14 protein-coding genes are annotated in these 17692 nt (G+C 63.5%); 6 read left to right on the top strand and 8 right to left on the bottom strand.

The features are described from left to right. Positions 1-195 precede the first annotated feature (195 nt). The 5 genes from B0G76_RS03360 to B0G76_RS03380 form a co-directional block, all read right to left on the bottom strand. A complete protein-coding gene (locus tag B0G76_RS03360) occupies positions 196-705 on the bottom strand; it encodes a disulfide bond formation protein B (protein ID WP_120290089.1) in 510 nt (169 codons plus the stop codon). Between the two features lie 132 nt (positions 706-837). Next, on the bottom strand, positions 838-2217 hold the full coding sequence (locus B0G76_RS03365) for an amidase (protein ID WP_120290091.1): 1380 nt from the start codon (positions 2215-2217) through the stop codon (positions 838-840). A 91-nt stretch (positions 2218-2308) separates the two neighbouring features. Then, the gene (locus tag B0G76_RS03370; RefSeq protein ID WP_120290093.1) at positions 2309-2989 is read right to left on the bottom strand and encodes a GntR family transcriptional regulator; all 681 of its coding nucleotides are present in this window, start codon (positions 2987-2989) and stop codon (positions 2309-2311) included. Between the two features lie 140 nt (positions 2990-3129). Continuing rightward, complete coding sequence (locus B0G76_RS03375) at positions 3130-4482, bottom strand: MFS transporter (protein ID WP_120290095.1); 1353 nt, start codon at positions 4480-4482, stop codon at positions 3130-3132. 7 nt (positions 4483-4489) lie between these two features. Further along, positions 4490-5179, bottom strand: a complete 690-nt coding sequence (locus B0G76_RS03380) for a DUF2848 domain-containing protein (protein ID WP_120290097.1) — start codon at positions 5177-5179, stop codon at positions 4490-4492. Between the two features lie 220 nt (positions 5180-5399). On the opposite strand from B0G76_RS03380, the gene B0G76_RS03385 reads away from it, so the two are divergent. The 3 genes from B0G76_RS03385 (at position 5400) to B0G76_RS03395 (ending at position 10138) form a co-directional block, all read left to right on the top strand. Further along, positions 5400-7157 (top strand): cation:proton antiporter, encoded by a 1758-nt coding sequence (locus tag B0G76_RS03385; protein WP_120290099.1) that lies wholly within the window; start codon positions 5400-5402, stop codon positions 7155-7157. 128 nt (positions 7158-7285) lie between these two features. Beyond that, positions 7286-8794 carry a gamma-glutamyl-gamma-aminobutyrate hydrolase family protein gene (locus tag B0G76_RS03390; protein ID WP_120290101.1) on the top strand — a complete coding sequence of 503 codons (1509 nt, stop codon included), beginning with the start codon at positions 7286-7288 and terminating at the stop codon, positions 8792-8794. Positions 8795-9421: 627 nt separating this feature from the next. Continuing rightward, positions 9422-10138 (top strand): DUF2968 domain-containing protein, encoded by a 717-nt coding sequence (locus B0G76_RS03395; RefSeq protein WP_120290103.1) that lies wholly within the window; start codon positions 9422-9424, stop codon positions 10136-10138. A 90-nt stretch (positions 10139-10228) separates the two neighbouring features. Here B0G76_RS03395 and B0G76_RS03400 read toward each other — a convergent pair whose 3' ends face one another. Both B0G76_RS03400 and B0G76_RS03405 read right to left on the bottom strand, forming a co-directional pair. Continuing rightward, on the bottom strand, positions 10229-11443 hold the full coding sequence (locus B0G76_RS03400) for a hypothetical protein (protein WP_120290105.1): 1215 nt from the start codon (positions 11441-11443) through the stop codon (positions 10229-10231). A gap of 281 nt (positions 11444-11724) precedes the next feature. Further along, positions 11725-12249 carry a GNAT family N-acetyltransferase gene (locus tag B0G76_RS03405; protein WP_120290106.1) on the bottom strand — a complete coding sequence of 175 codons (525 nt, stop codon included), beginning with the start codon at positions 12247-12249 and terminating at the stop codon, positions 11725-11727. Between the two features lie 307 nt (positions 12250-12556). On the opposite strand from B0G76_RS03405, the gene B0G76_RS03410 reads away from it, so the two are divergent. Continuing rightward, positions 12557-13858, top strand: a complete 1302-nt coding sequence (locus tag B0G76_RS03410) for an MFS transporter (protein WP_120290108.1) — start codon at positions 12557-12559, stop codon at positions 13856-13858. Positions 13859-14022: 164 nt separating this feature from the next. Here B0G76_RS03410 and B0G76_RS03415 read toward each other — a convergent pair whose 3' ends face one another. Further along, complete coding sequence (locus B0G76_RS03415; protein WP_120290110.1) at positions 14023-15870, bottom strand: tetratricopeptide repeat protein; 1848 nt, start codon at positions 15868-15870, stop codon at positions 14023-14025. Positions 15871-16020: 150 nt separating this feature from the next. Between B0G76_RS03415 and B0G76_RS03420 the strand changes: the two genes are divergently transcribed. Then, positions 16021-16368: a helix-turn-helix transcriptional regulator gene (locus B0G76_RS03420; RefSeq protein ID WP_120296171.1), complete on the top strand. Its 348-nt coding sequence runs from the start codon at positions 16021-16023 to the stop codon at positions 16366-16368. After that, positions 16365-17678 (top strand): cation diffusion facilitator family transporter, encoded by a 1314-nt coding sequence (locus B0G76_RS03425; RefSeq protein ID WP_259460488.1) that lies wholly within the window; start codon positions 16365-16367, stop codon positions 17676-17678. Before B0G76_RS03420 ends, B0G76_RS03425 begins: the two co-directional genes overlap by 4 nt. Positions 17679-17692: the final 14 nt, after the last annotated feature.

Genomic DNA, 17692 nt, shown 5'->3' on the forward strand with positions numbered 1-17692 from the left:
TCGGCATTTACGCTTGCCCGTCGCGTTGTTTTACCGCAAAAGCGAGGCGCAGCGATTACTGGCCGGGCTGGCCGAGGGTTGGCATAGCCGAATTCACGAAGCCGGAGCCGATGTGAAAACGCCGGCCTTCGCGCCGCCGTAAGAGACGGTGCAAAGGCCGGCGCGAAGCCGCTTACTTTGATCGGAACTACTGGTTCAGGCGAAGCGGCGGCGATTCTTGAGCAGGCTGAGCGCCAGCGGCACGAAAGCCACTACGAAGGCAACCAGCGACCACATGGGCAGCGTCAGACCGAGGATCGGCGGATAGGCCGTTTCGCAGAGCCCGGCGACCTTGAAAACGCCCGGCAGCCAGTGCGCGGGCGGCAAGCTGTCGACCACCGGCTGCAGCGCGTCGAAACCGCAGCTGAAGCCCGGGTTCGCCTGAACATACACGTGGCGCGCGGCGGCGACGATGCCGGCCAACGCCGACAGGGCCGCCATCACCTCCAGCAGCCGCACGCCGCGCCAGCTGTTGAAGCGCGCGCCGAGGAACGCAAAAATCGCGATCAACAGGAAGAAGTAGCGCTGGATGATGCACAGCGGGCAGGGGTCTTCATGCAAGCCGTATTGCAGATACAGCGCGCCGGCAACGAGGCCAACGCAGATCAGGCCAAGCAGAACCAGCAGGGAGCGCTCGCGGCGCAACATCGCATTGTCGTTATTCATGGGTCGTGTGGCTGTCTGGAAACGGAAAGGGCGGGTGCCCGCGATTCTAGCGCGAACCCCCGCCCTGGCGCTTATCGCGCTTTTAAGTCGCAATACCGGTCCGTGCCCGGCCGGAGTCTGCCCAGATCCCGATCAGCGAATTGCGTTGAGCACCCGTTCGGCGCCGCGGCCGATGGCCAGCAAGGCGTCGTCGGCATGCGGCGCGCCTGCCAGCATCAGGCCGACCGGCGCGTCGCCGCGCATGTGGCAGGGCAGCGACAGCGCGCAGGCGTCGAGGAAGTTGAATGCACTCGGATTGCGCAGAATCAGCGCGTTGGTGCGGCCAAACGCGTCGTCACCGGTCATCAGATCGGCCACGCGCGGCGGCACGACCGGCACGGTGGGTGCGACCACCACGTCGAAACGCTGCCACAGCGTGCGCGCAGCTTCCTCGAGCATGGCCTGGCGCTCGGCGACCAGGTCCAGATAGTCGACGGCGCTGGCGGGTTGACCCTTGAGGATGCGCACCAGCACCCGCGGATCGTACTGCTCGCTGTGCTTTTCCAGCAGCGGACGGTGCCATGCATACGCTTCGATCGGCGAAAAGCCGAAGCGGTTGATTTCGGGCAGACGGTCGAGCGGCGCGAAGCGCACTTCGCTGACGATCGCGCCGGCTGCTTCCAGATGCTTGAGCGCCGTGTCGATCGCGGCGGCGACAGCCGGTTCGACGCCGTCGGTCACGAAGTTGGTCAATACGCCCATGCGCACGCCTTCAAGCGGGCGGGCTGTCGGGATGCGCGGCTCGAGCCCGGCCAGCATGCGGTCGACCAGCGCGCAGCAGGCGACCGAGACGCCGATGGGCCCGAACGAGTCGAGCGTCGGCGAAAGCGGCACGCCGCCTTGTTTCGGGATGCGATCTGCGGTCGGCTTGAAGCCGGTCAGGCCGCACAGTGCTGCCGGGATGCGGATCGAGCCGCCGGTGTCGGTGCCGAGCGCGATGGCGGCCATGCCGTCCGCGACCGATGCCGCCGCGCCCGACGAAGAACCGCCCGAAATCCGCTCGTCGCCTTTCACGCCGCGCTGATACGGCGACAGCGGATGCCCATAGTGCGGGTTCAGGCCCAGTCCGGAAAACGCAAACTCGCTCATATTGGTGCGCCCGACGATTACCGCGCCCGCCCGCTTCAGGCGCGCGACAGCGACTGCGTCCGCCTTGGCGGCGGGCGCGTCGGCCAGCACCACGGAACCGGCGCGAGTCGGCTGGCCTTCGATATCGAACAGGTCTTTGACCGACACCGGAATCCCGGCGAGCGGCGAGAGGACCGTGCCGGCGGCGCGCAGGCGGTCGTGCGCGTCAGCCGCGGCGCGGGCGCTGTCGGCGTCGACATGCATGAAGGCGACCGCGCCCTGGCCGGCCGGATCGGCGATCCGTTCGAGCGCGGTTTCGACAAGCGCGCGGCTCGTGGTGCGGCCGGCGGCGAGATCGGCGGCAAGCTGGGCTAGCGGCGGGAAGGGCGTGAATTCAGTGGCCATGGTATCGGGAGAATCCAGTTGAACCGGGTGAAGCCGGTTGTGAGGTCGATTGGCTGCGGTCGATGAAATTCGTTCGATGAAACGCGGTCGATCAGATGCGGTTGAACAAGGTCGCGCGGAACGCTTCGATATGCTTTTGCACCGATTGCCGGGCGCCTTCGGCATCGCGTTCGCGCAGCAGGCGAAACAGTTCCAGATGTTCTTCGTGAACGTCTTCGAGATGGTGCGGCTCGGAGAGCGAAATAAACCAAAAGCGCAGCGAGCGCTCATGCAGCCCACGCAGGATGTCGGCCAGCACCGGGTTGCGCGACGCCGCCGAAATCGCCAGATGAAATTCGCGGTCGATATCCATCATGCCTTCAATATCGTGCGCGGCAACGCACCGCTCGGAGCGCTCGAGCAAAGTCTGCATCGCGTCGAAATCGTGTTGCTGCGCGTGGCGCGCGGCCAGTTCGACGCAGTAGCTTTCGTTGACGAGCCGCACGTCGATGATCGCCAGCACGTCGTCGAGCGAAACCGGGCGGACCATGATGCCCTTTCTCGGCATGATGGTGAGCATGCCTTCGTGCACCAGCCGGTGCAGCGCCTGATGAACCGGCGTTCTGCCGATGCCCGTCAGCGTCATCAATTCCGCTTCGTTGAGCACCTCGCTCGGCCGCAGGCGCATCGTGATGATCTCGCGCTTGACGAAGGCATAAGCCTGTTCGGCGAGGCTCGCTGTGGCGGTCTCGCGGGGGGCACTGGAACGGCGGGCAGTCTGCAAAAGCGTCATGTGAAAAGGGAGCGGACGGTGTCGTCCGCATTGTAGAGCAAGGTTTTGCGCGGACGGCGCCTGGCGGGAGGTTGCTTGCCGGCGCTGTCTGCGCGTGATGCGTGGTCCTACATCACGGTAGTCACTGCAATCAAAACATCTCAGGCGCTCCTCGGCGTCACCGCCGCGGCGTGCTGCACCTTCACGCGCGGCATCATCAATGTGACCAGTCCGCCGACGACCAACGCGCCCGCAATCAGCACCAGCCCGAAGGTCACGCTATGCGTCGCGTCCTTGACGATGCCGAGCACATAGGGGCTCACATAGCCGGCCAGATTCGCAATCGAGTTGATCACGGCGATGCCGGCAACGGCCGCTGTGCCTTGCAGGAACGTGGTGGACATCGACCAGAAGATGCCGAAGCCCGCCAGAATGCCGATGTAGGCGATCGACAAACCGGTGACGGCGAGCGGAATCGAATTCGTCACTGACGCGCTGCCGAGCAGGCCCGCTGCGCCGATGAAACAGCACACGGCGTAGTGCCAGCGCCGCTCACCCGTGATATCCGACGAGCGGCCGATCAGGATCATGCCGATGCCCGCGGCGAGGTAGGGAATCGCGGTGACGAAGCCGTTGGCGACGAGGTTGGTGACGCCGAGGTCCTTGACGATCTGCGGCAGCCAGAACGAGAAGCCCGCATTGCCGGTGACGAGGCAAAAATAGATCAGCGTCAGCAGCCAGAATCGGCCCGAGCGCAAGGCGACCGCAAGGCTATGCTCGGCGCCGCCGGCTGCCGCGACCGTGTTTTCCCGCGCGAGGCGGCTGAGAATGACGCGCTTTTCGTCGTCGGTGAGCCAGGCGGCTTCAGCGGGCGTATTGCGCAACACGGCGAGCGCCCAGAAGCCGGCGAGGATCGACGGAATGCCTTCGATCAGGAACATCCATTGCCAGCCGCGCAAGCCGTGCGCTTCATGCAGCGCCGACATGAGAAAGCCCGACAAGGGCGCGCCGATGATGCCCGCGACCGGAATCGCCGCCATGAACACGGCAACCATCCGCGCGCGCCGGTCGGACGGAAACCAGAAGGTCAGATACAGCACCACGCCCGGCACCAGACCGGCCTCAGCGACACCGAGGAAAAAGCGCAGCACGTAGAACATCGTTTCCGAGTGCACGAACATCATCAGGCACGACAGCAGCCCCCATAGCATCGTGATGCGGGCGATGGTGGCGCGCGCGCCGAACTTCTTCAGCAGCAGATTGCTCGGCACTTCGAACACGAAGTAGCCGAAGAAAAAGATTCCCGCGCCGAGTCCGTACGCCGCATTCGAAAGGCCGAGGTCGCCGGTGAACTGCAGCTTCGCGTAACCGATGTTGACGCGGTCCAGGTACGACAACACGTAGACGAGAAACAGGAACGGCATGATGCGCCAGGTGATCTTGCGCAGGGCGTCGGCTTCGAGCCGCGCGTCTGACGACGCATCGGCGTTGGCGGATAGCGAAGGGGAGCTCATGGGTGCCTCATTCGACGATAGGTAGCGCATGCACGCGGTAAGCGTGGCGCAGCGTGCGGTTCAGGATGGGGTCGTGCAGTTCGAGTTCGAGCGCGTCGCCGTCGGCCATGCCGACGATCCCGCCCTGGACGGCCAGCGTGCCGCAGAACATCGCGGCGCCTTCCGTGACGGGCGCGCGCTCCAGCAGATCGACTGTCGGCAGCAGCGAGGCGACGGTGCCTTGCTGATAGATGCGGCGCTCGCCGTTGCAGGTCACCGCGAAAGCACGCAGTTCAAGCTGATCCCAGTGGCCGGCGACATCGTCGAAACGCCATGCGTCGCGTGCGACCGGCTTCGGGCAAACCTGTTTGGACACAGTGACGCCGTAGGCCTCGACTTCGCGGTCGGTGTGATCCGATCCGACGGTGACGAGCAGCCCCGCCTTCGAGCGCAGCAGCACGCACTCCGCTTCGCCGCTCGACTTTACGCCGACCACGTCGATCTGTTCGGCCTGCGTCAGCAACTCCGCGCCGAGGCGATAGAAGCAGGGCGTGGTGGACGGCCGCTTCACGCCGAGCTCGGCCAGTTCGGCGATGTGATGCTCGATCGCCGCCTGATCGCGCCCGGCCCAGCCGGCGATCGTCAGACGATTCACTTCGACGCTTTCGGCGCGCCGCTCGCCGGAACGATCTACCACATTGAACGACACCTGCTGCATCACTCGACTCCCAAGAAAATATGCGTCAAATATTATTGTGATATTTCACTGGTGTCCAGCGTGTCAAAAAAGTTTCGGATGACGCGGTTAGCTGTGTGCCTTGTGTGCTTTGCGCTCCGGTGAATCCCATGCCCTTTCGACGTTTGCGCGATTCGGTGCGACGCATGCGTGCGTTACACTGCTTTTTTTGAGACGTTACTATTTGTAAGGAAGCGCATTCATGCATCACGGTATCGGCTTCATTCAGGATCTGGCGGTCGTGATGGCGCTCGCCGGCGTCGTCACCGTGCTGTTCCATCGCCTGAAACAGCCGGTGGTGCTGGGCTACATCGCCGCGGGCGTGATCATCGGGCCGTACACGCCGCCGTTTCAGCTGATCCACGACGAGCAGACCATCCAGACGCTCGGCGAACTCGGCGTGGTGTTCCTGATGTTTTCGCTCGGGCTCGAATTCAGCCTAAGCAAGCTGTTCAAGGTCGGCGCGACGGCGATCGTCGCGGCGCTTTCCGAAATCGTGCTGATGCTGTGGATCGGTTACGAGATCGGCAGCGCGTTCGGCTGGAGTCCGATGGACTCGCTGTTTCTCGGCGCGATTCTCGCGATCTCGTCGACGACCATCATCGTCAAGGCGCTGTCCGAGTTGGGCCTGAAGCGCGAGAGCTTCGCGCAACTGGTGTTCGGCATTTTGATCGTCGAGGACATTCTCGCCATTGCGATGCTGGTGCTGCTCTCCGGCATTGCGCAGACCGGCCAGTTGAGCGCGGGAGTCGCCGTTGTGACGCTCGGCAAGCTGTTGCTCTTCATGACGGTGTCGCTGGTCGTGGGCATTCTGGTCGTGCCGCGCGCGTTGAACTACGTGGCGCGCGCCAAAAGCGACGAAATGCTGCTGGTGTCGGTGCTTGGGTTCTGCTTTGGCTTCTGTCTGCTGGTGGTGAAGCTCGACTACAGCATGGCGCTCGGCGCGTTCCTGATCGGCGCGATCATGGCCGAGTCGCGTCATCTGCATCGGATCGAGCACCTGATCGCGCCGCTGCGGGACGCCTTTTCGGCGATCTTCTTCGTGACGATCGGACTCATGCTGAACCCGGCCGTGCTGGTCGACTACGCATGGCCGATAGCGGTGATTACGGTGGCGGTGATCGTCGGCAAGATCGTTTCATGCGGCCTCGGCACTTTTCTCGCTGGCAAGGATGGACGCACGGCAATGCGGGTCGGCATGACCGTCTCACAGATCGGCGAGTTCTCGTTCATCATCGCGTCGCTCGGCTTGACCTTGAAGGTGACGAGCGCGTTTCTGTATCCGATCGCGGTGGCCGTCTCCGCGTTGACCACGCTTTTCACGCCTTACCTGATTCGCGCCGCCGATCCGCTGACGCAGCGCCTCGGGCAGGCGATGCCACCGACGCTCGCCAACGTGTTCAGCATGTATGGGCAGTGGCTGCGCAGCTTGAGCACCGGGACCGGCGAGCCGACGCTGTTCAGCATGACGCAGCGGATCATTTTGCAGATCGTCGTCAATCTCGCGCTGGTCGCGGCGATCTTCCTGATCGTGTCGTATAGCGCGCCGTACGCCAGCACGTTGCTCGCCCGCTGGATGGCTTCCGAGCCGATGCAGCGTGTGGTGCTGTGGAGCATCGCGCTGGTGTTGTCGATGCCGTTCCTGGTGGCGGTCTACCGCAAGACCAAGTCGCTCGCGCTGTTGCTTGCCGAGGTGAGCGTGCAGCCGGCGACAGCGGGGCGCTTCACCCGTGCGATCCGTTACGCGATCTCCGACCTGGTGCCGGTGGTCTCGATGGTCGGCGTGTTCCTGCTGGTCGCGGCGCTCTCCGGCAGCATTTTGCCGCCGACGGGTCTCCTGACCGCAGTGCTGGTTTGCGCCGCGCTGCTGCTGGCGCTGGTCTGGCGCTGGTGCGTGAAAATCCACGCGGCGATGCAGATCGCGCTGCGCGAAACGTTCGATGAACAGCCGGATCCTTAAGTTAGACGGTTCCGTGTCCTGGCCCGCAACAATGTGAGTAATTGTGTGCGGGTTTGCCGGGCTTGCCGCGCTAGCGGATAATCAGGGCATATTCATTCGTTCGCGTGGAAGGCGCCTGTCTGACAGTCATGAGCGAAAACAAACCTGAAAACGCCGGCAAGCCCGGCAGCCCATCGTCGCCGTCGCGGACGCCTACGCCTACGACGTCGTCAGTGCCGTCCGGCACAACCCCTGGCGAAGCGAAACCCGCCACTTTGCCGCCTGAGCCGGTGGCCTCGCTACCGCTCTCCCACGAAGATTCCATTCAGTCCGCGATCAAGGACGTCGTGACGCCGGCGGCTGAGGAAGCCGCGGTGAGGTCGTCGACCGACGACCCTGAGAGCGCGTCCACGGTTACTCCCACCAGTCCGCAAACGGCGCAGCAACGCGACGCGGCCGAAGCGCGCAGTGCGGCTGCCGCGTCGACCGCGAAGCAGGAGGCCGAGGTCCATGAGCGCGAGGCAGCCGGCAGAACGGGCCATGTCGCCAAAGGTCCCGTTTCGCGTCCGATTACGGTCGGAGGCAGCGATCCGCTCGTCGGCGAATTGAGCGGGACGGCTGACGAGGTTGCCGTCACGGAAAAAGAAGGAACAGTGGAAGAGGCGGGGAAAGCTGCCGCCGCGGCTCGCCCGGCCGGCTCGCCGCCGCCGGGTTTTGGCGCTGCGCCAGACTTCACGGCATCGAATCCACCGCCGCCGAACGCGTTGCCGCCTTCGCCGCCGCGCTATCTGAAGCAAAGCGATTCGGCGTGGACCGTGTTCGGCCGCATCGTCGCGGCGCGCGCGCGCCAACTGTTCGATCGCGCGGGCCAGAGGATCACGCAGCGTACGCTGCGCATCGGCGTGTCGGCGCGCATCTTCCACCCGGAGCCGGGCGCGAAGGGGCTGCGGGGCAAGACGCTGCAATACCTCGAGGAATCGATTGCGCACTGGGTCATGTCGCGCGACGTGCTGGTGTTCATGATTCCGACGGTCGGCCATCAGGGCATGCTGCATCCGAGCAATATCCGTTTGCGCGACTATGCAAAGCATCTCGACGGCCTGCTGCTGCAGGGCGGCGCGGATGTCTCGCCGCAGTCCTATGCGGAACAGGCGACGAGCCACGAGTGGCCGGGCGACCGCGTGCGCGACATGTACGAACTTGAACTGCTGCACGAGTTCATCGAGTCGGGCAAGCCGGTGCTCGGCGTATGCCGCGGTTGCCAACTGATCAACGTGGCGTTCGGCGGCACCCTGTACCAGGACATTGCCACCGACGTGCCGACCGCCGGTGCGCACGTCAACGAGAACTACGATCAGCATCGGCACAGCGTTCATTTCCCGGATGGCTCGACCCTGGTCAATATGTTTCCGGGCCGGCGTGAGGCGATCGTCAACTCGATACACCATCAGGCGGTCAAGACGCTTGGCCGCGATCTGAATATCGAGGCGGTATCGGCGTCGGACGGCATCATCGAGGCCGTGCGCTATCGGCGTGCGCCGTTCGTGATGGGGGTGCAGTGGCACCCGGAGTTTCATCGAGCAGGCGGTCCGGAGTTGCTCGATTGCACGCCGTTGCTCGATACCTTCCTCCGGGTCGCGCGCGAAACGCGGTTTTAAGCCTGCACCTTTGAGCCGCGCGTTCGAGTCTGGATTCTCAGGGTCGAATTCTTGTGGTGCGCATGCTGGCATGTTCGGCGGCAGCGCACCGCGCGGGAGTTTTCTCGCTCCCTCTCTCTTTCCCTTTCCCTTCGCTTTCTTATCGGGATGGAAGGTCGCTATTCGCCGGCCGTTGGCGGCACATTATCAAGATAGTCAGGATAGCGAGGGATTGTCGACCGAGGCGCTCGGGCCGCTCGATCATGCGTCGCGCGTTTTCTCCGACGGATCTTGTGCGGTCTCTTTTTCATCGGGCTTGTGCGAAATAAAAACGCGCAGTCGAGCGATCTATTCATCGGGTTACTTATCTTCATATTGTCGCTCTGCTCAATGTTGGATTCGTGCGAACGCCATGCAGATTAGGAAATATCTGCATGACGGATGCCTGAGTCAGATTGTTGCGTTTTTGTCTTATCTGAAATATTTTATTTCGCGACTAATGGGCCCACCCAGCCAAATCATTCGTTATCGATTTATCTCGATTTATCTCGATTTAAAGTCTGTCAGTGTGGCACCTGAGTGCTTCGCTTATCAGCTAATCCGCGCGATAATCTAAAGCTGTTTTGGATTTGCATGGAGCATGCACGTATGAAGTACCCCTTAGTTGTACGGCGCGCCATGCTGCTCGCGACCTCGTGTGCGCTGTTGCAGCATGGTGGGTTCGTGCTGGCAGCACAAAGCGGCGAGGCCGCACCTCTGGTCGGTACGCGCCCGGCCATGAATACGCTAACGCCGCAACCGGTCGCTGCTGCGCTGCGCAGTGCGGCTTCAGGCACGCCGGCTGCTGCCAGTGACGCACAAGGCAATGTTGCCGAACTGACGCAGATGATTCACGGCGCGAAGCTGAGCGAATTGCGCACCACGTATAACGGCAGTTACGGCGCGAGTCTGTTTTTCTATCCGCAGGAAATGACGTATTACGTTGCGCTTTTCCAGAACAAGCATTTCTGGCGTGTGATCAAGTCGGCGGACGTAGGCCGAGCTGAAGCGGTCTACGCTGGCTTCGTCCAGCAGACGGAGCAACTCGCGGACGTCGAGATTCGCCGCACGCAGTTGCAGGCGCAGAAGGCGTATATTGAAGACATCATCGCGTTGTCGGAAGATCGCGCGAAACGGTTGCAGGCCGATCTCGACGTCGCGCGTACGCAGCAGGCCAAGGTCAACGACTATCAGCGGCAGACGCAAGGCGAGGCGGTTGCGCTGCACGCGGAAAAGGAAAAGGCGCAGGCACAGTTGCGTCAGGTGCAAGGCGAAGTCATGCAGTTGCAGCGGCAAACCGAGTTCGGATTGCCAACCCAGAAGTAAGCGCGTGAGCGTAAAAAAGCCCGGCAAAACGAATTGCCGGGCTTTTTTTGTGCCGTGATTTTGCGATAACGGTGCGCCTGCTTTACGAACCTACTTCGCGAACTGATCAGGTACCTCGGTCACACGACGATGCGACATCTGATTGACCCATTCTGTCCCAGCGTTTTCAGGCGGATTGATCGACGAGGCAGGGCGCGATGGTGGCGCAATATTGCGCAGGTGTGTGCCCGCTGACATGGTCATCGACGCGTATTCTTCGGTGCCGAGCTGCGATGGCGCGAGTGGCGAGTAAGGACCCGCCGTCGACGGTTTCGGCGACGTTCGTTGTGCAGCCGCCGGCACGGTGATCTGCGGCACGTCGTAATTCGTCGGCGAGATGCTTGGCAACTGCGATGGCAGTTGCGGCGACACCTGAGTCGCGATGATGGCCTGCGAACTGCGGCCGTTCCGTTCGTCCCGGCTCGGGGCGCTTTCGCGAAGCTTATCCCTGCGTCGCGAAACGTTTCTGCCGGCTGTAGCGTGCGGCGGCGCTGCCTTGACTGTCGTGACGATTCCCGTGGCGGGACTCGCCGTAAAATCGCGCCGCGGAGTCGCGGCAAGTGCCTGCGATGAAGTATCAGGCGACGCGGCTTCGGATGTGGAGACCGATCCAGACGCACCCGCCACGCTCGCTACATCCACAGGCAACGAAGCAGCGCCCGGTGCAGACGCCGCTGCACGGTTGTTAGCATCGGCGTAGGGCAGGGCAGCGACATCAGGCGAGTGACGACTCGCCAACTGCGCCTCCTGACGCACTGGGGCGTTTGTCGCTAGTTTGACCTCGCTAATCGCCTGACGCTGCGAGAGATGGCCGAACGCAACCCAGGCAAGCATTGCGGCGCCGCCGAGTGCGCAAGCGCTACCCGCTAGCGCACCCCAATGCATCGACCCGCCGCGCGGAGAGGCAGGAACCGATGGTGCGCTGACCGTCGAGAAAGCGGCGGTTTCTGCGAAGGTTCGCGAAGCTTCATCAGCCGGTAGGTCGAACACGGTTGTCGAGGGCGCCGGCAAGGCGGAGCCTGGGGATGCAACCGGCGGCTTGCGCAACGATTCCCACTGGCAGAGCGCGCGAATGGTTTCCGCATTCAGACAAAAGGTACGTAACACGGCCGCATAGAGCGCCTCGAGTTCCGCACGCAAACTGTACGCCGGCGGCAGCAGCGCCCAATCGCGGCCGAATGGCGCGGGCAGCAGGCGGCCCAGCGGCGACAGGCTCGGCAGCGGCATGGAGCCTTCGATCAGGGTGAGGGGGATGGTGGTCGACATTGGTATCTTCGCAGCGCCTCGTAAAGGGACCGCGGGCTGGCGGCTCAGGGGGCTCTGGCTTCGAAGCGATGCGTGTGAAAGCGCGATACACAACGCCATATGGAAACGCCGTACTCAGGTCGAGCACGCCGCCGCATGAGCGGTCACTGAGAAGCCATCGGGGTGTGGAAGATGATGCCTGGAAGTGGCCCAACTAACGATCAGATTGATCCGAAAAAGGCGCGCCATTGAGTTCCGAGTCGGCCCGTTTTCGGACGACAACCAAAGAGGAAGCGCCTGTTTTATGGATCCAGCCGGTACACATAGCGCAACGCAGTAATATCCACGCCGCCCATATGATCGGGTTCGGCGCCGACAAACTGCCAGCCCTGCTTTTCATAAAAGCCGATCGCCGATGTGTTGCCCTCGAGTACGTAAAGGTACAACTGCCTCTCTCCTTGGGCGCGCGCCCAGTCCTCGGCCGCGCGCATCAACAGCTTGCCCGCGCCGATGCCCTGGTGCGCCGGCAGCGCATGCAGGTTGTCGAGCAGGACACCCCACGCGGACTCCGGTTGCCGTTCGACGCAGACAAAACCGATCGGCTCGTCCGCGAGTTCGGCGATCAGAACCATGCGACGCTCGCCGCCCGGCGCGCGCAGGCGCGCTTCCCAATAGGCGGCACGCTCCCGCGTCACTTCGCCGTCGAGAAATGCGTCCGGTAACAGGCCGCGATAGGTAGCCTGCCAGCTAGCGCTATGGATCGAGGCGATCAGTGCTGCATCCGCGAGAGTCGCAGGGCGCAGCGAAAGTGCGCGGGAGGTTTGCATCGGGAGGGTGGTCAACGGGAATTGCCTGTCTGCAAAAAGTTTACCGCAAGGGCGAGCCGGCGTTGTCTGTAATGAAACTGTATGAAATGCGCGACAGTGCCATGAACGGTAACATTACGTGTTGCGGCCTCCGGCTGTTTCACAACGTTTACCCTGATACCGCATGAATGCGTCCGGCATGAAAATGCAGCGCCCCCGGCGCGTTCTATCAAGTTGCCTGTGGCATCCGCTTGCCAACCGCGGTGAATCGTTTCAACTGCCTGAGCGCCACCGAGTCTGCGTGGCGACGGGTTAATCAGAGAATGTCATGTCTACTGCGTCACACGCTACCGCTTCATCCAGAGAATCCAAAGTCAAGACAGTTTTCCGCGTGGTCAGCGGCAACTTTCTTGAGATGTACGACTTCATGGTCTACGGCTATTACGCCTCCGCGATCGCCAAGACCTATTTCCCGAGCGGTAACGAATTTGCCTCGCTGATGCTGTCGCTGTCGGTATTCGGCGCGGGCTTCCTGATGCGCCCTCTTGGTGCAATCGTGCTGGGTGCCTATATCGACCATCACGGCCGGCGCAAAGGCCTGATTCTCACCCTCGGCCTGATGGCGCTCGGCACGCTCACCGTCGCGTCGATACCGGGCTACGCGACCATCGGCGTGCTCGCGCCCGTACTCGTGCTGGGCGGCCGGCTGCTGCAAGGCTTCTCCGCCGGGGTCGAACTGGGCGGCGTGTCGGTCTATCTGTCCGAGATTGCCACCAAGGGCAACAAGGGCTTCTATTGCGCATGGCAGTCGGGCAGCCAGCAGGTTGCCGTGGTGTTCGCCGCGCTGATCGGCGTGATGCTCAACAAAGTGCTGCCTGCCGACCAGATGACGGCCTGGGGCTGGCGCGTGCCGTTCCTGATCGGCTGCCTGATCGTGCCGTTCCTATTCCTGATCCGCCGTTCGCTGCAGGAAACCGAGGAATTCAAGGCGCGCAAGCATCATCCGAGCATGGGCGAGATCATGAAGACGATGGCCGCGAACTGGGGCATCGTGCTCGGCGGCATGGGCATGGTCATCATGACCACCGTGTCGTTCTACATGATCACGGCTTACACGCCGACCTTCGGCAAGGAAGTGCTGAAGCTGTCGTCGATCGATACGCTCGTGGTCACCGTCTGTATCGGTTTGTCGAACCTGGTCTGGTTGCCGCTCTCGGGCGCGTTGTCGGACCGCATCGGCCGCCGTCCCGTACTGCTGGTCTTCACGATCCTGACGATCGTCACCGCGTATCCGGCGCTCCAATGGCTGGTTGCCGAACCGTCGTTCGCCCGTCTTCTGGCGGTCGAGTTGTGGCTGTCGTTCCTGTACGGCAGCTACAACGGTGCGATGGTGGTGGCGCTGACCGAAGTGATGCCGGTCGAAGTGCGAACCGCCGGTTTCTCGCTGGCCTACAGCCTGGCTACGACGATCGGCGGTTTCACGCCGGCCATCTCGACGCTGCTGATTCACACCACCGGCAACAAGGCGGCGCCTGGCCTGTTCCTGGGCGTGGCGGCGATCTGCGGGCTGATCGCGACGCTGGTGCTGTATCGCACGCCGGCGTCGCGCGATCAGTATCGAACGGCTTAAGGTTGAGCTGACGGGTCACCGTTCAGCCGGACAAACAAAAACCCCGCGTTCGTGAACGCGGGGTTTTTTCATGGGCGTCGCATCGCCACCTGGCAATCAGTTTCGATGAGACCGCCTCGCTAACTGAGGTGCAAGTCGTTTGCAACGGCCTTCATCACGCCTCGCTATCCAAGGCGCAATTCGTTTGCCACCGCCTCCACGACGTCGCCCCACGCGCCGGGTTGCGGCTGGCGCAGCAGCGTTGCGCCCGGATACCACGGGCTGCGCGTCTCGCCGACGAACCAGCGCCAATCCGCAGCGAACGGCAGCATCAGCCAGAGCGGTTTTTTCAGCGCGCCGGCAAGGTGAGCGATCGACGTATCGATCGATACCACCGCGTCGAGCCGCTCGATGATCGCCGCGGTATCCGCAAAATCGCCGATCCGTTTATCCAGCCGATGAATCGACGCGGCGCGCGGATGCGTGTCGAGCGCCGCGCGTTCTTCGGCACTCAGTTCAGGTTGCAGCACGATCCAGTCGATCCCTTCGAGCGCGAACAGCGGAGCAAGCGCCTCGAGCGGCATCGAACGGGTTTCGTTCTGCTGGATGCGTCCTGACCACGCAATGCCGATCTTGCGTTTCGCATGACCGCCGAGCGAGCCGCGCCATTTGCGGCCGTAAGCCGGCGGTGCGCTGAGATAGGGCGTGCGGGTGGGAATCGTGTCGTAGGTTGTGCCGAGCGCGAGCGGCAAGCTCAGCAGCGGGCAGTGCAGATCCGCCGCCGGCCGCGGTGTGCCTTGGGCGATCAGCGTGACGCGCCACGTTTGCGCGGCCGGCGCAAGTAATGGCAGCAATTGCGGCTGCACTTCGAGCACGACGCGCGCAGCACGCTGCGCGGCCAGTGGCACGAAGCGCACGAATTGCAACGTATCGCCGAAACCCTGCTCGGCGTGGACGAGGAGCGTACGTTGTTCGATCGGCTCGCCGTGCCAGCGCGGCAACGTCTGGATGGCCGGTTGCGCGGTGGTTTGCAGCCGCCATTCGTATTCCGGCAGCCCGCGCGCGAAATCGCGCAACGCGAGCCAGGCGAGCGCGCGGTTCATGTGCGCAGACGCGAGATCGGGGCGCAAACGCAGCGCCTGATCGAATGCCCGCACTGCCGCGGCGTGCGCGCCGAGCGCTTGATGTGCCGTGCCGAGGCTCAGCCATGCGAGCGCGAATTGCGGATCGAGACCCACCGCGCGTTCGAGATACGGTAGCGCCTGAGCATGGCGCCCCAGTGCCGCGAGCGCGTTACCGAGCCCGAAGATGGTGGGCGGCAGATTCGGCTGCAAGGCGAGCGCCGCCTGGAAAGAGGCGACGGCTTCTTCGTGGCGGCCGGTGGCGTCGAGCGTATTGGCAAGATTGAAGTGCGCGGCGACGAAACGCGGTTCCGCCGCCAGTGCCGCCTGAAAGCAAGGGATTGCTTCGTCCGCGCGCTCAAGCGCATTCAGCGACATGCCCATATTGTTGAGCGCGCCCGCATGCCCCGGGCGCAGTCCGAGCGCGCGCTGGAACGACGCGATCGCTTCCGTATGACGGCCGAGCGCATGCAATGCGTTGCCGAGATTGTTGTGCGATGAGGCGTCGTTCGGTTGCAGGCGCAACGATTTCTCGAAGGCGTCGGCGGCGTCTTCGTGGCGGCCCACCGACGCATACGCATTGCCTAGGTTGTAGTGCGCCATCGGGAACGACGGCGCCAGCGTGAGCGCATTGCGGAACTGCTCGATGGCGTCGTCGATCTGGCCCAACGCTTTCAGCGCGTTGCCGAGGTTCAGTTGCAGCGCGGCGTCTTCCGGGCGCAGGTTCACCGCGCACCGTACGAGCTCGGCGGCTTCGGCGTGCTGGCCCTGCTGGTGGCGCAGGACGCCCAGCAGGTGCAACGCGTCGACGTGCACGGGATTGCCGTCGAGCGTCGCGCGGTAGCCGCGTTCGGCGTCGTCGAGGCGGCCGTCACGATGCGCCGCGAACGCGCGGTCAAATACTTGTTGCATGACGGGGGATGGAATTTCGGGTAAGGCGGACGCCGCATTTTCCCACACTCGCCGGACCGCCCTCCGAATTGACCTGTTGTTTGACCTGCCATCTCGATATCTATAACATATGAACACCTGTTCATACGTATGTCATTGATGATGTTCACCATGACTTCCGCTATATCGTCGGTCAGTTTCGAAGACCGTCCGGTGGAGACGATCGTGCCGCTGGCCGACCTGTTTCGCCTGCTCGGCGACCCGACGCGCTTGCGCATCGTGCTTGCGTGCGTCGACGAGCGGCGCGCGGTGGGCGCGATTGCGGAGGGGCTGGGCTTGTCGCCGTCGCTGGTGAGCCACCATCTGCGGCTGTTGCGCGCGGCGCGGATCGTGCGCGCGGAGCGGCAGGGTAAGCAGGTGTTCTATCTTGCCGCGGACCGTCACATCAGCGCGATGCTGGCCGGCATGCTCGAGCATGTGGCTGAGCCGGCCGGCGAATTTCCCCTGGACCCGTCATGAAGAAAACCACCACCCCGAACCGGGGCGCCGAAGAACGCGAGGACGACCACGCGCCGGTGTGGCTCGATGGGGAGTCCGACGCGATCGACAGCGAAGATGCGCAGGTCGAGGGCGATGAGCGCGGAGCTTATGGTCGAGACGGGCATCGCCACGGTGCGGCTCGTCGCGATGCTGACGATGCGCTTGAGGGTGGCGGGCAGGAGCACGACGCACGCGCGCACGGTTCGTACGACGGCGGCGCCTCCACCGGCCACGATCACGACCACGGTGCCGATCGCGACCATGACCACGATCACGATCACAGCCAAAGCGCAGACAGCCGCAGTGTGCAGAGCCACAGCGACCACGGCCACGATAACCACGCTGGCCACAGTCACAGCGCCGATAGCCATGCGGGCCACAGTCACGCCGGCCACAGCCGCGCCTATGCACCCGTCGCAGGCCACGGCCGCGCCTTCGCAATCGCCGTCGCACTGAACATCGCGATCGTGGTGATCCAGGCCGTCTACGGCGTGATCGCCCATTCCACCGCGCTGCTCGCCGACGCCGGCCACAATCTCTCCGACGTGCTCGGCCTGCTGCTCGCCTGGGGCGCAGCATGGCTCGCTATGCGCCGTCCGTCGGCACGCTATACCTTCGGCTACGGCAGTTCGTCGATCCTGGCGTCGCTCGCCAACGCGGCGTTATTGCTGTTCGCGTGCGGCGTGATCGTCGCCGAGGCGATCGGGCGTTTGATGAATCCAGCACCGGTGGCGGGAATGGTGGTCTTCGTCGTCGCGGCGGTTGGCGTGGTGGTGAATGGCTTCTCGGCATGGCTTTTCATGCGCGGCCAGAAAGAAGACCTGAACATCCGCGGCGCTTTTCTGCATATGGCCGCGGACGCCGGCATCTCCGCCACGGTTGCGATCAGCGGCCTCGTGATTCTCTACACCAACTGGACGTGGCTCGACCCGGTGATGAGCCTGCTGGTGGTCGCGGTGGTGGTCTATGGTACCTGGGGCCTGCTGCGCGATTCGGTGCGCATGGCGCTCGACGCCGTGCCGCCCGGCGTCGACCCGCAGCCCATCCGCGACTATCTTGCCGGACAGCCCGGCGTCACCGACGTGCACGACCTGCACGTGTGGGCCTTGTCGACCACCGGCAATGCGCTCAGTGCACATCTGGTGATGCCGGCCGGCCATCCCGGCGACGAGTCGATCGACGGCATCGTCGTCACACTGCGCGAACGTTTTTCGATGCAGCACGCCACGCTGCAAGTCGACCTCGGCACCACCGAGCATCAATGCGCAATGAATCATCCGCACGATTGATGCAGCGCACCGTT

This window comes from Paraburkholderia sp. BL23I1N1 (assembly GCF_003610295.1).
Classification (GTDB): Bacteria; Pseudomonadota; Gammaproteobacteria; order Burkholderiales; family Burkholderiaceae; genus Paraburkholderia.